This window comes from Dactylococcopsis salina PCC 8305, from assembly GCF_000317615.1.
GTDB classification, from domain to species: Bacteria; Cyanobacteriota; Cyanobacteriia; order Cyanobacteriales; family Rubidibacteraceae; genus Halothece; species Halothece salina.
Genome location: NC_019780.1, coordinates 864,226 through 877,781, shown reverse-complemented (window position 1 = coordinate 877,781; position 13,556 = coordinate 864,226). Strand labels below are relative to the sequence as shown.

The window sequence follows — 13,556 nt, the reverse complement described above, 5'->3', positions numbered from 1 at the left end:
GTTGACCAGCCTAAGCCCTTCGACTTCGCTCAGGGCTACGTTTCTAAAGCCATCACACCTCGGAATACGTGCTAGTTCCCTGCTCTGTGGTTAACCGTTAAACATTCCTAAACGGGTTAAGAAAGTGCGGTTAGCGTGACAAACTTTAGAAACCTTGGCGAAGCAAACCTTACCCGATTCGTCGGAGTTTATTTATTATCATGTCCAATTTCGTTTTCGTATTAGATAAAAACAAACAACCTTTAGACCCCACTCACCCTGCTAAAGCTAGAAAGCTCTTGAAAGCAGGACGAGCCAAAGTCTTTCGCCGCTACCCATTCACTATTATCATGCAAGATTTGGAAGTACAAAATTGCGTTACTCATAATCACCAACTTAAGATTGACCCTGGTTCTAAAACCACAGGATTAGCTATTCTTCAAGATAATAAGGTTTTATGGGGTGCGGAATTAACCCATCGAGGAAGTCAAATTCGAGATGCTTTGACATCAAGAAGACAGCTTCGTAGAACTCGTAGAAGTCGAAAAACTCGTTATCGTAAGCCTCGTTTTAATAATCGCAAACGCCCAGAAGGGTGGCTACCTCCTAGCCTTCAGTCCCGTGTTGAAAACACTATGACTTGGGTGAATCGTTTGGCTAAATTTTGTCCAATAACAGGAATCTCTCAAGAATTAGTAAAGTTTGATTTACCAAAACTAGAAAACCCTGAAATTAGTGGAATCCAGTATCAACAAGGTGAATTACAAGGCTATGAAGTTCGGGAGTATTTGTTAGAGAAATGGGGTCGTCAATGTGCCTATTGTGCTGTCAAAGATGTTCCTTTAGAGATTGAACACATTAAACCAAAAAGTAGAGGAGGTACTAACCGAATTAGCAATTTAACTTTAGCTTGTCACGAATGTAATCAAGATAAAGGGAATCAAGAAATTGAAGATTTTTTATCTGGAAAACCAAACTTGTTAAAAAGGATTCAATCTAAAACTAAAAAACCCTTAGCAGATGCAACTGCTGTTAATGTCACTTGTTGGAAGTTGTACGAAAGTCTCCAACAAACAGGATTACCAGTAGAAACTGGTTCAGGAGGATTAACTAAGTTTAATCGAACTCATAGAGGTATTTCTAAAACGCACTGGTTAGATGCTAGTTGTGTCGGAAAATCAACACCTGAAAACTTAAAAATTAAAACCAAAAAGCCTCTTTTAATTACGGCTACAGGACATGGTTCACGTCAAATGGTAAGAACTGACAAGCATGGTTTTCCTAAGCGTTATGTTCCAAGATACAAATTTGTTGAAGGCTTTCAAAGCGGAGATATTGTCAAAGCATACGTTACTTTCATGAAAGAAAAAAGGAGAATATGTTGGAAGAGTAGCAGTAAGAACTTCAGGAAGTTTCAACATAAAAACTAAGTCAGGTTTAGTGCAAGGAATTTCCTACAAATACTGTAAAGTAGTTCATCAAAAAGATGGGTTCGCATACGCAAATTAATTGTAAATATATCAAGTGGAGGACGTGCTTTCGGAGAGGGGCTGTCGTCTGGCGTTTCCCCAGACGTTTATACGCCCCGTCTCCCAATAAATCAGAACAACGACCGCGCTCAGTTACCGATTATATTGGGAGTCTCCAGCACTAAGAATAGATGAATAATTGATTTTTTGTTCAATTTAAGATAGAGTAGAGAACTAAGGAGGCAAGAACACAGTGAATCAACAATTTGGTCAACTGATTCGCCAAGCGCGAAAAGACAAAGGATACAGTCAAAGAGAGTTAGCGAAACTCCTAGAATTGGATTTTACCTATCTCTCTAAGTTAGAAAATAGTCGGGCAGATTATCCACCGAAAGAAGATGTGATCCGTTCTTTAGCCCACCATTTGGCTTTAGATGAGGAACAATTAATCTTCTTAGCGGGGCGCATTCCTCGGCAAGATGAATCCCTGCTGAAGGAACATTATGAAAATATGCCCACTCTTTTCCGTCGGATGCGGGAAAACCCAGAATTCGCCAAACAGGTATTTGAAGCCGCCGATCAGGAGTAACAACTTTGAAAGTTGCCAAGCCGTTTCGTTATCTTTCTAAACCTAAAGATGAAAACGGTTTGTCAGGGGCGTAATTTAAGCAATTGGCGGAGTTTATACAAGATTTCGGAAGAGTTGGGGGTGACGATTTCTAATCTCATTCATCGCTTACGAGATTTAGGTTGGATTGAGATCGATCGCGCTTCTAAACAACTTTATCCGTTACAGAAGCCAAGAGTAGAAACGTTAACAAATTAAGCATTTCCATACAGAAGTTAACAAGGCTTTCGATCGCTACAATCCCGCTTCAGACGGTTTTTTGTCACAAACGGAGAAAAGCGTTACTCAACTTCAACAAGATTTTTAATATAAATTTAAGATTTCTGACGTTTACTGCTCAATTCGGGTAAGCTCCCCTATGGTAGTGGGTAGTTTCCCGATCGAAACGCCAATTTAAGCAGAGAAGAAACCATGAAACCTATTTGTAACTTATTAAGGTCTTTTGTCGTCACGATTGTTGTTAGCTTTGCGCTGCCTGTGATGTTAGTGCTAGGGTTATTGACGATCGCGCTGGGAATGACTTATGTTCCTGGTGTAGAAAGCATCGGTGAAGTGACGCTGCAACAACTCACAGCATTTCTCAACATTTTTGGTGCTGGCTCAGTCTTTAGAGGGGTGATTGTGATTGGACTTACCCTTGCTTTAGTCGCTGGCTGGTTCGATATTTACACCGTTTATCGGTTGTATCAATTCAAACAACTCGACTCTGAACCATTTAAAAATTCATAAGGAGCAGCGAGATCACTGCTCCCTAATCAATCAATTAAAAAAATTGGTTAGCCGATGAAACCCAGTAAAATTACAGCAATGCCACCAAAGAGGGCGAGAAGGCTTAAAACTGCGCCAGCGTTTGGGCTTCCTTTCCAAGAATATTTCTTTTCTTCCATTTTTTGTTACACTTCTTTACAAAACAGTTAACTCTATGATGACATTTTCTGATTAAATTGTCAGGATGACGTTGGCTAGAATCTTAAAAACTGTGAAGCTATTTGTGTATGACACCCCAGAGGCAACGCCTCAAGATACGCTCCCAGATTGTGCCGTAGTGATTGATGTCTTACGGGCAACAACAACGATCGCCACCGTTTTAGCTGCTGGTGCGGAGGCGGTACAAGCGTTTAGCAGTATTGAAGAATTAATGAGTGTGAGTGAAACGTGGGAGGATCACCGTCGTTTACGGGCTGGAGAACGCGGTGGCGCAAAAGTGGAAGGCTGTGATTTGGGCAATTCTCCTTTAGAATGTACTGCGGAACGAGTGCAAGGGAAACGTTTTTTCTTGAGTACAACCAACGGCACTCGCGCTCTACAACGGGTGGAAAAAGCCCCGATCGTGTTAACGGCGGCGTTTGTTAATGATCAAGCGGTTATTAATTATTTACAGAGGGAACAACCCGAAACGGTGTGGTTAGTGGGATCAGGTTGGCAAGGGAGTTATTCTCTAGAAGACACGGCTTGTGCTGGTGCGGTAGCTCATAGTTTGTTAAATGGTTTAAGTCCGAGTAATCTCGACGGAATTGGTAATGATGAGGTGATCGGCGCGATCGCGCTCTATTCGCAATGGCAAAATAATCTTTTAGAGTTATTCCGTTTTTCTAGTCATGGACAACGGCTCTTAAAGCTCGATCGAGAAACCGACCTCATCTATTGTGCTAAGAGAAACTACCTAAAAGTGATTCCTACTCAAACTGAGCTTGGTGTTTTGGTTTCAGGTTAATCGCTTCTTCCACAAATTGAGCTTGCGCCACCCAATTTAAGTTTAAGCAAGCTAACAAATTTTCCCAAACAATCTGAGCATTAACCTGATCAGGATCATGGCGAAGACTCTCTGCTAAGAAGGACAATTTTCTTCACCGCGAGTAATTAACTGTTGACGACTTCCCTCCGTGCGTCCTGTTTTTGGGGTCTGGGGAAGCATCTCATCACTTTCCCCACACATTTGAGCGAATACTGGAGAAGGAAATAAGGCGAACCCTCCGAGGAGAAAAGCAAGGAAATGATGAACAGACATGACACAATTTTGTGAGTTAATTCACCTATCTATTATATCGCTCCTCTGCCTTGCGGTAATAGATCAAAGTAGGTTGGGTAGAGACGTTCCATGGAACGTCTCCACGCGAAACCCAACACCAATTATCAGTAATTGACCTTTTCTCCAACCTTCCTTAACAACAAATTAGTAATGAACGCTCAAGAAATACTTTCTCAAATTCAACAAGCCAGACAACAACGTCCCCTTTTCCTAGAGAAAATGAAACAACGGCAAAAAGAAGGATTGAAAGTTGCTAAACAAAGTGCAGATATTTTAAAGAAACAGTTTAGTGTTACCCGTGTTGTTTTATTTGGTTCTCTACTCAATCCCGAAACCATGTCTCCTCATTCCGATATTGATTTAGCCGTTTGGGGATTACCAGAAACCGATCTTTTTCGCGCTGGAGCAATGATCGAAAGGGGACATCAATTTACGATTGATTTAGTAGAAGCTGAGAAAGTGAAACCGCATATCCTGAAAGCAATCCATCAAGGAATAGAACTTTGACCAATCGAGATATCTTTCAAAGAATCGAACAAGAATTAACCGAATTAGAAGCCGTCACCAATCAAGTCCAACGATTTCTTCAAGAAAGAGAAATCACACAATCATCAGTTTCCCAAGACGCAATTATTAATGCCCTTGCTTTAACTTTACACAGTTTTTACACGGGAGTCGAAAGAATTTTTCAGGTCGTTGCTCGTCAAATTGACTATTTAGAACCCAGTGGAGAAAATTGGCATCGACAATTATTAGAACAAATGAGTCTCGAAATTCCAGAAATTCGTCCAGCCTTAATCTCGACTTCGATTCGGACAGATTTAGATGAAATACGGCGATTTCGCCACGTTGTTCGCAGTATTTACGCCTATAAAATAGAATCTAAACCAGTCCTTAAATTAGCCAATAAAATCCCGACGATTTGGAAAGATTTAGAAGGTGAAATTCGACAATTTATATATACATTTTCCTAGCCCCCTTCAAACAGGAGAAAAGAAGGGGGATGGTCTGTAGTACGGATTAATCACCTATAGCAATCCCAAATGAATTGTAAATTAATCCCCCCTAACCTCCTCACTTCGCTCCGGCTTTGGAAGGGGGGAACGGTTTATCAACTTTTTACAAATGAATTAGAACTGCTATATGGGATTAGATGACTGTATCATCGGGAATGATTGCGTTTTTCAAAATGACGACGATACCACTGCGAATATAAAAACCTTCATCTTCGCGGTTGGCTTCTTCCACGCGGTCTTTGTTCATGATCAAAACATTTTTACCGATACGAGCATTTTTATCGACGATCGCGCGACGGATTTTGCTATTTTCGCCGATCCCGATGGGAATTTGATGATCGCTTCGTCCTCCAGAAGAGCGTTCCGCATTGGATTCATAATAATCTGCTCCCATCAGCATACTACTTTCTACAGAACAACCGCTTTCAATGCGACTACGAATCCCTAAAACGGAATTGCTCACGGTGCATTCTTTCAGGATACAGCCTTCACCGATAATGGATTCTGTCACTTCACAATGGAGGAGTTTAGTGGGAGGGAGATAACGAGCGCGAGTGTAAATGGGTGCGTCTTTGTCATAAAAACTGAAAGACGGCTTCGGTTGCATGGTTAAGCCCAGATTTGCCTTGTAAAACGCTTCGATCGTCCCAATATCTTCCCAATAGCCATTAAATAAATAGGCTTGAACGCGGTAATTTGGGGCAGCACTTGGAATAATTTCTTTCCCGAAGTCAGTTTGTTCGTGATTAGCTTCTAATAACTCCCGCAACACTTCTTTTTTAAATACATAAATCCCCATCGAAGCAATATAGGGCATTTTTTGCGCCTGTTCTGCATCTAAACCTAACGTTTGGGTATCTACTCTCATTTGTTTCAGTGCATCCCCTTTCGGTTTCTCACTAAAATCAATGATCCGTCCTGAATCATCAATCTTCATTAAACCAAAACTACTGGCGCGTTTTTCATCAATGGGAATCACTGAGAGCGTAATATCAGCATTGGTGTCTCGATGGTGCTGAATAAACTTCTCGTAATCCATGCGATAGAGGTGATCTCCAGATAAAATCAAATACTCATCGACATCCCACTCTTGGAATAGCCATAAGTATTTACGAACCGCATCTGCTGTTCCTTGAAACCAGTTCGGATTTTGTGGGGTTTGTTGCGCTGCCAAAACTTCGGTAAAGCCATCACTAAACCCAGAAAAGTTATAGGTTTGGCTAATATGACGGTTTAAGGAGGCAGAATTAAATTGAGTCAAAACATAAATTTTTTGTAAGCCAGAGTTGATACAGTTACTGACTGGGATATCAATTAAACGGTATTTTCCCGCCAAAGGGACGGCGGGTTTAGCCCGTAGTTTCGTGAGTGGATATAAGCGTGTTCCAGCGCCACCACCGAGAATGATACTTAAAACTCTTTTCATAAAAATTTGCTCCAGAATACGGAATAGCGGAAAGAACTTCTGTTATAGAAACCTCTCTCCCTAAAGTTTAGGACTGTCGGTCGCTGATGGAAAGAGGTAAATTTTCCCAGAGTTAATGTCGATTAAGTTAAGAATGGCGCTTTTTACTCACTAATTGACCATGTATGTTGACAGCATAAGGAACACAGTTTGGGAAAGATTGCCCCCTAACCCCCAAGTTTGGGAAAGATTGCCCCCTAACCCCCAAGTTTGGGGGAATTATCGCCCCCTAACCCCCAAGTTTGGGGGAATTATCGCCCCCTAACCCCCAAGTTTGGGGGAATTATCGCCCCCTAACCCCCCAGGGCTGTTTCATTCTCGGGGTCAAAATTGGCAACGATTGCGCTCCGCGCACCGAGCTTCGCTCGATCGCCTGAACCTCTTACGGTACGTCCGAGGCAAGAAGGGCGGTGGCTTCGCCACATCGAGACGTTTTTCCTACTTTTTGGCTTTTTCATAAGAAAAAAGAGTCCTGAAATCTCCCCCATCTCCCTTGTCTCCCTTGTCTCCCCCATCTCCCTACCTCCCTTAATTTTAAAAGAATGAAACAGCCCTGCCCTAACCCCCAAGTTTGGGGGAACTACTCTTCCAGTCTGAGAACATCTCAGAAAATTTTTTCTCCTCGTTAAACTAGAGGTCTGACTATTGATTGTAGGAGCGAGAAAGTAAAATTATGAGTAGAGATGGGATTGGGATTCGGACAGCGCAAGAACGATCGCAACGTCAAGTGGGACAGATTCATGTTTATGATGGAGAGGGGAAGGGAAAGTCACAAGCGGCTTTAGGTGTGGTTTTAAGGTCGATCGGGCTGGGGATTCACGGGGAAGGAACGAACCGCGTCCTCTTGTTACGATTTCTTAAAGGTCCAGAACGGGTTTATGATGAAGATGCGGCGATCGCTGCGTTGCAGAAAGGGTTTCCTCATCTCATTGATCAGGTTCGCACGGGACGAGCGGAATATTTCGGAAAGGAATCCGTAACACCCTTTGATAAACAAGAAGCGATGCGAGGCTGGAATATTGCCAAAGGCGCGATCGCATCAGGACTTTATTCGATTATTGTTTTAGATGAACTAAATCCAGTGCTTGATTTAGGGTTACTGGCTTTAGAGGATGTGGTTGATACTCTCCAACAGAAACCTGATCCCCTAGAAGTGATTGTAACAGGTCGATCTTCTCCTCAAAAACTACTTGATTTATGTGATTTACATTCAGAAATGAAACCGCATCTGGCAACGGATCAAGCCTTAGAAGGGATCGAAATTTATACGGGTGATGGAAAAGGAAAGTCAACCAGTGCGTTAGGAAAGGCATTACTGGCGATCGGACGAGGAATTGATCGCGATCGGTCTCATCGTGTTTTAATTGTCCAGTGGTTGAAAGGAGGAACTGGCTACACAGAAGACGCGGCGATCGCAGCCTTAAAAGCAAGTTATCCCAAACTATTGGATCAGATTCGCTGTGGAAGAGACGCGATCGTTTGGCGAGGGAAACAGCAACTAGACGACTACGCCGAAGCAGAAAGAGGCTGGAAAACGGCAAAAGAGGCGATCGAGTCGGGAACTTATAAAACCATCATCCTCGATGAATTAAACCCCACCATTGACCTAGAATTGCTCGATGGGAAACCAATTGTCGAAACCCTCGCCGCGAAACCCGACGATACCCAAGTCATCATTACAGGACGTTGTTTTAACCGTCCTCCCTATTTTGATCTCGCCAATGTTTATTCAGAAATGGTCTGTCATAAACATTACGCCTACCATGGAGTAGAATTGCGGCGCGGTGTCGATTATTAACCGATTAAAGGGGTTAAAAACAGAAAACAAAATCTTGGATAAAGTTTGTTATACTTAAACAAGCAAACAGATTTAACCAATATATGTCTAATCTAGTTACAGTTTCTGAGGTAGCCAAAGACTTAAAATGATTCTATCTTTTAAGACTGAATTAAACCTTAATAATCAACAGAAAACTCTTTGTGCCAAACACGCAGGAGTTGCCCGTCATGCTTATAACTGGGGATTATCGTTAACTAAGTTCATTCTTGATCATAATAAAGCAAATCCTGACGATAAAATTAAGTTTCCTTCAGCAATTGAACTTCACAAGTTATTAGTTGCTCTTTGTAAACCCAAAAATCTTTGGTATTACGAAGTCTCTAAATGCGCTCCTCAATTTGCTTTAAGGAATCTCAGAGAAGCATGGAAAAGATGTTTTGGTGGTGTTTCAAAACCTCCAAAATTTAAGAAAAAAGGCAGGAATGATAGCTTCACCTTAGATGGAAGCATCAAGATTGATCATTTCCATGTCAAACTTCCAAAGGTTGGCTGGGTGAGAACTTTTGAGAGACTTCCTCAAGGTGTTAACCCTAAAACAATTACGATTTCTCGCACAGCAGATAAATGGTTTGTCTCTTTTAAGATTGAAGTGGAAGTCAAAAATACACCAAAAGCTCACGAGATTGTAGGAGTTGATTTAGGTGTCAAGACTTTAGCAACACTATCTACTGGAGAGGTTTTTGAAGGTGCGAAGTCTTATCGGAAGTTTGAAGCCAAACTTTCTCGTCTTCAATACTTAAATCGCCATAAAGAAATCGGTTCTAAAAATTGGAAAAAAGCCCAGATTAAGATGGCTAGACTTCATCGAAAGATAGCTAACATTCGTAAAGACGTACTTCATAAGTTAACGACTTATCTTGCTAAGAACCACAGTAAGATTGTTATCGAAAACTTAAACGTCAAAGGAATGTTAGCTAACCACAAACTGGCTAAAGCGATCGCAGATATGGGCTTCTATGAGTTCCGTCGTCAGCTAGAGTACAAGTGTCAACTTTTTGGTTCCCAATTAATCATAGTTGACCGATGGTTTCCCTCTTCTAAAACTTGTTCTAACTGTGGAACAGTGAAAGAAAAAATGTCTCTATCAGAAAGAACTTTTCAATGTGAAAGTTGTGGTTTTCGATGCGATCGAGACTTAAATGCCAGTAAAAATCTGGCTTTTGCGGGTAGTTCGCTCGTATAAATAGAAGAAGCCTGTGGACTAGATAACGCCGACGTTGCTAGGAAAAGCCCCTCGTGGGAAAGAAGCAGGAAGTTAACGTCAAGTTTAGCCTATTTGGTTAAATTTGTGTAAGTTTATCAGAACGGTCTCGACCTTTGTTAGAATGCCAAAATCAGATTTGTCTCAAGATTATTTATGGTCAAAATTAACGAAAATTACCTGAAACTCAAAGCCGGTTATCTTTTCCCAGAAATTGCTCGTCGCGTTAACACCTTTGCTGAAGCCAATCCCAATGCCGAAATTATCAAACTGGGAATTGGTGATGTTACTGAACCGTTACCACAAGCCTGTTGTGATGCCATGGCGAAAGCAGTAGATGAAATGCGCGATCGATCAACGTTTCAGGGCTATGGTCCGGAACAAGGGTTTTCTTGGTTGCGAGAAAAAATTGCTCAAAACGACTATCAAAATCGCGGTTGTGACATTAGCGCCGATGAAATCTTTGTGTCTGATGGCTCAAAATGCGACACAGGAAACATTTTAGATATTTTAGGGGATGATAACACGATCGCCGTTACTGATCCCGTTTATCCCGTGTATGTGGATACCAATGTCATGGCGGGACATACTGGATCAGCAAATGATGAGGGAAAATATGAGGGATTAATTTATATTCCCGTTACTGCTGAAAACAACTTTACCGCAGCTATCCCCACCAACAAAAACATTGATTTAATTTACTTGTGCTTTCCCAATAATCCCACAGGCGCGGTTGCAACCAAAGAACATTTACAAGCATGGGTGAATTATGCCAAATCAGTGGATGCGTTGATTCTATTTGATGCCGCTTATGAAGCGTATATTACCGATGAAACCATCCCCCATTCCATTTATGAAGTAGAAGGGGCGAAAGATTGCGTGATCGAGTTTCGTTCCTTCTCAAAAAACGCTGGTTTTACAGGTACTCGTTGCGCCTTGACCGTCATTCCCAAAACCTTAACCGCCAAGGCTTCCGATGGTTCAGAAATTCAACTTTGGCAACTGTGGAATCGTCGTCACTCCACTAAATTTAACGGCGTTTCCTACATCGTACAACGAGGAGCAGAAGCAGTTTATTCAGAACAAGGAAAAGCAGAAGTTAAAGCCCTAATTAACTTCTATTTAGACAATGCAAAAATCATCCGCGAAAAACTCACCGCCGCTGGTTTAACCGTTTACGGAGGGATTCATGCGCCTTATATTTGGGTAAAAGCACCAGAGGGGCTTTCCAGTTGGGATTTATTTGATAAATTGCTTTATGCAGCGCATATTGTCGGAACACCAGGTTCGGGTTTTGGCGCAGCAGGAGAAGGATATTTTCGCATTTCTGCCTTTAACAGTCGAGAAAACGTTAACGAAGCAATGAGACGCATTACCCAAAACTTAAAAGTCTGATTTCCTTAACTGTCGGGTGGGTCTGCCCCACCCCAATCATGTGTAGGCTACTCTAGAAAACTACTCTGAAGAGGGTTTGGGTTTAACATTAGCCTGATCGAACATTGCTTTAGGCAGGATTCCATGAACTCCCCAGTTTCCATCGACCACCTGAGTAATAGCAAAATCAGCGCCAACAGTGATCAGAGAGTAGGCTTCATCCTCAGTTAAACCCATGCCATTCTCTAAAAAGTCGCGTAATTTAGTCGAGCTATCTTGTAATGCTGGGTCTAAGGAAGACAACTCATAAATTTTGCTTTGAGCGTTTTCACCCAACTGTGCCAAGTAATTGGGAAAAGTAAATCCGTGTACAATCCACGAATCTGGCGTTTCGAGTAAAGGATAATCAATACCTTCTAAGATAGTATCTTCCAAATCAGTTTGCTTATGTAAGATGAACTGGAAGGTGCCATTCATTGAAATTTCGATCGCGGTACCATCTAATTCAGAATCCCCCTGAGCAGCATGAGCATCTCCAGCAGAAAATAAGGCTCCTGGTACGGAAACAGGGTAATACATAGACGTGCCAATTCCCACGTGACGGTCATCTATATTCCCACCAAAGTAACTAGGAGGAATTGAATCAACAACATCTGCTTCTTTGGGAGCAACTCCCATCGCACCAACGTGATAACGTAAGGGAATTCGTACTCCTTCTAAGGTTTGATCAATTTTTGTTACTTTACTGTGATCTACGACGATACCGGGAGTGTCAATACGTTCATGCACGACTCCATCAGGGGTAGTCTGGGGAGTCCATCGATAGCGATAGACCGCTTTCGCCCAGTCCCGTTTTCCTGTGGTATCTACCTCATAGAGAGTGATTATTTCACGAGGTTTCGGTTCTTCCTCTAAATTGTTGTATTGAAAGCCCCACCAAGCTGAGGCATTAGAGCCAAATGCCTTTCCTGGATAAAGCGGGTTTTTGCTGGGTCTCGGTTCTAAATTGACAATGCGAACTTCCAGTAAGTCTCCGGGTTCTGCTCCACAGATATACACTGGACCTGTAAGAATATGAACCCCGGGCCCTCGCTGACTAATAGTTTTCTCCTCTTTAGTCCAGTGATAGATGCTTTCAAGAGCCTCATCTCCAGCAATCATGCGCGCATAGTCATCTCCAGCATGATGGGTAATCATTTCAATCGTGAGATAATCTCCAGAGTGAATTGTGCTTACAGGTGGTAAATTTTTGCTGAAAAATCCCCAATGGACAGTTTCTGGACTAGCGACAAGATCAAGTTCTCTTGGTGTTGAGGGTGAAGCACTACATTCATTAGAACTTACTTTTTGACCCTGGAAGTTCGCATCATCAGCAGTACCAGTTTGAATTGACCAAAAATTAGTAATCACACCAATACTAATCACTAGGGCTAATAGAATTTGCCAACCTTTGAAAAGTGATTTTCCTTTTCTATACATTAATTTTTCTAGAAGTCGATTTTGATCACCCCCAACCGTATCTAAAGCTCTGATGCTATTGTGTATTCTTTAATACAAGTGATTGCCTGAATAGACACTTAACCGAAATGAATCATCGAACCGATTAAGGTGATAAAGGAGGAATCGTCCATGTTAGCGATCGAATCGCACATTAAACTCTAAGCTAAATATGAGGAGTAATTAGGTGGAGTGAAAACAAAACCCAACATCAACCTTATTAAGTAGGTTGGGTGGAGTGAAAACAAAACCCAACATCAACCTTTTAAATACATAAAAGTTCCGAGAACTGACGGAATCATCAAGATCAAAATAGAAAAATGAATAATCAATTAAAACAAATTATTAACCAATATCGAAATAGTTTGAAACAACACTATCAAGAAAAATTAGTAAAAGTAATTCTTTATGGTTCACAAGCCAGAGGAGAAGCAAAAGCTGATTCTGATATTGATCTTTTGATTATCTTGAAAGACCCCGTTAATGCTTGGGAAGAAATTGAGCAAACAGGAGAGTTTACCTCTAACTTTTGTTTAGAAAATAATGTCGTTATTTCTCGTGCTTTCGTTTCTTTATCTCAATTTAATCAAGAATCTCTTCCTTTCTTTCGGAATGTTCATCGTGAAGGAATTTTAGTATGAATCCTTCCCAGCAAGCCATCCTAAAAAAAGCAGTTCGGAGTTGGCGTGCCGCCCAAACTTTATATGACGAAGGATTCTCTGACTTTGCAGCTTCACGAGCTTATTACAGTATGTTTTATGTTGCAGAAGCATTTCTAGAAGAGGATCAAATGTCTTTTTCAGGTCATGCTGCGGTGATCTCAGCATTTGGTCGAGACTTTGCTAAACCAAAGCGTGTTCCCCCACATTTCCATCGCTATTTATTGAATGCTCAGGACAAACGTAACCGAGGAGATTATGGATTTTATGATGAAATTACTCCCACTCAAGCTAAAGAATTAATTGATCAAGCAGAAGAGTTTTTGCAGTTAGCTCAGTCATTGATTGGAAATTTATCTGATGAGACTTGAAACAATGGGATAACGGATTCGGTTATGT

At 41.5% G+C, this 13,556-nt stretch carries 17 protein-coding genes and 1 pseudogene; 13 read left to right on the top strand and 5 right to left on the bottom strand.

What is annotated here, in order from left to right:
* Positions 1–200 precede the first annotated feature (200 nt).
* The 5 genes and pseudogenes from iscB to DACSA_RS04490 all read left to right on the top strand — a co-directional run bounded on the left by iscB (position 201) and on the right by DACSA_RS04490 (position 3,790).
* Positions 201–1,488 (top strand): annotated as a pseudogene (iscB, locus tag DACSA_RS04510) (RNA-guided endonuclease IscB).
* Positions 1,489–1,701: 213 nt separating this feature from the next.
* Positions 1,702–2,037, top strand: coding sequence for a helix-turn-helix domain-containing protein (locus DACSA_RS04505; RefSeq protein ID WP_015228626.1), 336 nt, complete (start codon positions 1,702–1,704; stop codon positions 2,035–2,037).
* A gap of 48 nt (positions 2,038–2,085) precedes the next feature.
* Complete coding sequence (locus DACSA_RS04500) at positions 2,086–2,274, top strand: hypothetical protein (RefSeq protein WP_041235324.1); 189 nt, start codon at positions 2,086–2,088, stop codon at positions 2,272–2,274.
* Between the two features lie 213 nt (positions 2,275–2,487).
* A complete protein-coding gene (locus tag DACSA_RS04495) occupies positions 2,488–2,805 on the top strand; it encodes a hypothetical protein (RefSeq protein ID WP_015228625.1) in 318 nt (105 codons plus the stop codon).
* 250 nt (positions 2,806–3,055) lie between these two features.
* A complete protein-coding gene (locus tag DACSA_RS04490) occupies positions 3,056–3,790 on the top strand; it encodes a 2-phosphosulfolactate phosphatase family protein (RefSeq protein ID WP_041235688.1) in 735 nt (244 codons plus the stop codon).
* Here DACSA_RS04490 and DACSA_RS20270 read toward each other — a convergent pair.
* Both DACSA_RS20270 and DACSA_RS04485 read right to left on the bottom strand, forming a co-directional pair.
* A complete protein-coding gene (locus DACSA_RS20270; RefSeq protein WP_156800649.1) occupies positions 3,753–3,917 on the bottom strand; it encodes a hypothetical protein in 165 nt (54 codons plus the stop codon). The two genes, DACSA_RS04490 and DACSA_RS20270, sit on opposite strands and share 38 nt — an antisense overlap.
* The gene (locus tag DACSA_RS04485) at positions 3,905–4,084 is read right to left on the bottom strand and encodes a hypothetical protein (protein ID WP_015228622.1); all 180 of its coding nucleotides are present in this window, start codon (positions 4,082–4,084) and stop codon (positions 3,905–3,907) included. Before DACSA_RS04485 ends, DACSA_RS20270 begins: the two co-directional genes overlap by 13 nt.
* A 171-nt stretch (positions 4,085–4,255) precedes the next feature.
* Between DACSA_RS04485 and DACSA_RS04480 the strand changes: the two genes are divergently transcribed.
* Together DACSA_RS04480 and DACSA_RS04475 are read left to right on the top strand one after the other, a co-directional pair.
* The gene (locus DACSA_RS04480; protein ID WP_015228621.1) at positions 4,256–4,612 is read left to right on the top strand and encodes a nucleotidyltransferase family protein; all 357 of its coding nucleotides are present in this window, start codon (positions 4,256–4,258) and stop codon (positions 4,610–4,612) included.
* On the top strand, positions 4,609–5,079 hold the full coding sequence (locus DACSA_RS04475) for a ribonuclease toxin HepT-like protein (RefSeq protein WP_015228620.1): 471 nt from the start codon (positions 4,609–4,611) through the stop codon (positions 5,077–5,079). Before DACSA_RS04480 ends, DACSA_RS04475 begins: the two co-directional genes overlap by 4 nt.
* A 175-nt stretch (positions 5,080–5,254) precedes the next feature.
* Here the strand turns inward: DACSA_RS04475 and DACSA_RS04470 are convergent, their stop codons facing one another.
* Both DACSA_RS04470 and nrtS read right to left on the bottom strand, forming a co-directional pair.
* Positions 5,255–6,547, bottom strand: coding sequence for a glucose-1-phosphate adenylyltransferase (locus tag DACSA_RS04470; protein ID WP_015228619.1), 1,293 nt, complete (start codon positions 6,545–6,547; stop codon positions 5,255–5,257).
* Between the two features lie 127 nt (positions 6,548–6,674).
* Positions 6,675–6,764, bottom strand: a complete 90-nt coding sequence (gene nrtS, locus DACSA_RS22825) for a nitrate/nitrite transporter NrtS (RefSeq protein ID WP_198007630.1) — start codon at positions 6,762–6,764, stop codon at positions 6,675–6,677.
* A gap of 152 nt (positions 6,765–6,916) precedes the next feature.
* Between nrtS and DACSA_RS20265 the strand changes: the two genes are divergently transcribed.
* The 4 genes from DACSA_RS20265 (at position 6,917) to DACSA_RS04450 (ending at position 11,022) form a co-directional block, all read left to right on the top strand.
* Entirely contained in the window at positions 6,917–7,132 is a 216-nt protein-coding gene (locus DACSA_RS20265; protein ID WP_156800647.1) for a hypothetical protein, read from the top strand.
* Positions 7,133–7,259: 127 nt separating this feature from the next.
* Positions 7,260–8,384: a cob(I)yrinic acid a,c-diamide adenosyltransferase gene (locus DACSA_RS04460; RefSeq protein WP_015228618.1), complete on the top strand. Its 1,125-nt coding sequence runs from the start codon at positions 7,260–7,262 to the stop codon at positions 8,382–8,384.
* A 127-nt stretch (positions 8,385–8,511) separates the two neighbouring features.
* Positions 8,512–9,609: an RNA-guided endonuclease InsQ/TnpB family protein gene (locus DACSA_RS04455; RefSeq protein ID WP_015228617.1), complete on the top strand. Its 1,098-nt coding sequence runs from the start codon at positions 8,512–8,514 to the stop codon at positions 9,607–9,609.
* 174 nt (positions 9,610–9,783) lie between these two features.
* Entirely contained in the window at positions 9,784–11,022 is a 1,239-nt protein-coding gene (locus DACSA_RS04450) for an LL-diaminopimelate aminotransferase (protein WP_015228616.1), read from the top strand.
* A gap of 60 nt (positions 11,023–11,082) precedes the next feature.
* Here the strand turns inward: DACSA_RS04450 and DACSA_RS04445 are convergent, their stop codons facing one another.
* Positions 11,083–12,480: an acetamidase/formamidase family protein gene (locus DACSA_RS04445; protein ID WP_015228615.1), complete on the bottom strand. Its 1,398-nt coding sequence runs from the start codon at positions 12,478–12,480 to the stop codon at positions 11,083–11,085.
* A 338-nt stretch (positions 12,481–12,818) separates the two neighbouring features.
* Here DACSA_RS04445 and DACSA_RS04440 point away from each other — a divergent pair, with 338 nt between their 5' ends.
* Together DACSA_RS04440 and DACSA_RS04435 are read left to right on the top strand one after the other, a co-directional pair.
* Entirely contained in the window at positions 12,819–13,139 is a 321-nt protein-coding gene (locus tag DACSA_RS04440; protein WP_015228614.1) for a nucleotidyltransferase domain-containing protein, read from the top strand.
* Positions 13,136–13,528, top strand: coding sequence for a HEPN domain-containing protein (locus DACSA_RS04435; protein WP_015228613.1), 393 nt, complete (start codon positions 13,136–13,138; stop codon positions 13,526–13,528). Before DACSA_RS04440 ends, DACSA_RS04435 begins: the two co-directional genes overlap by 4 nt.
* Positions 13,529–13,556 lie beyond the last annotated feature (28 nt).

Coding starts and splice junctions, on each gene's coding strand:
- DACSA_RS04485 (WP_015228622.1), bottom strand. CDS start 4,084: ATGTCTGTTCATCATTTCCTTGCTTTTCTCCTCGGAGGGTTCGCCTTA.
- DACSA_RS04455 (WP_015228617.1), top strand. CDS start 8,512: ATGATTCTATCTTTTAAGACTGAATTAAACCTTAATAATCAACAGAAA.
- DACSA_RS04495 (WP_015228625.1), top strand. CDS start 2,488: ATGAAACCTATTTGTAACTTATTAAGGTCTTTTGTCGTCACGATTGTT.
- DACSA_RS04480 (WP_015228621.1), top strand. CDS start 4,256: ATGAACGCTCAAGAAATACTTTCTCAAATTCAACAAGCCAGACAACAA.
- DACSA_RS04460 (WP_015228618.1), top strand. CDS start 7,260: ATGAGTAGAGATGGGATTGGGATTCGGACAGCGCAAGAACGATCGCAA.
- DACSA_RS04440 (WP_015228614.1), top strand. CDS start 12,819: ATGAATAATCAATTAAAACAAATTATTAACCAATATCGAAATAGTTTG.
- DACSA_RS04450 (WP_015228616.1), top strand. CDS start 9,784: ATGGTCAAAATTAACGAAAATTACCTGAAACTCAAAGCCGGTTATCTT.
- DACSA_RS04500 (WP_041235324.1), top strand. CDS start 2,086: ATGAAAACGGTTTGTCAGGGGCGTAATTTAAGCAATTGGCGGAGTTTA.
- DACSA_RS04445 (WP_015228615.1), bottom strand. CDS start 12,480: ATGTATAGAAAAGGAAAATCACTTTTCAAAGGTTGGCAAATTCTATTA.
- DACSA_RS04435 (WP_015228613.1), top strand. CDS start 13,136: ATGAATCCTTCCCAGCAAGCCATCCTAAAAAAAGCAGTTCGGAGTTGG.
- DACSA_RS04470 (WP_015228619.1), bottom strand. CDS start 6,547: ATGAAAAGAGTTTTAAGTATCATTCTCGGTGGTGGCGCTGGAACACGC.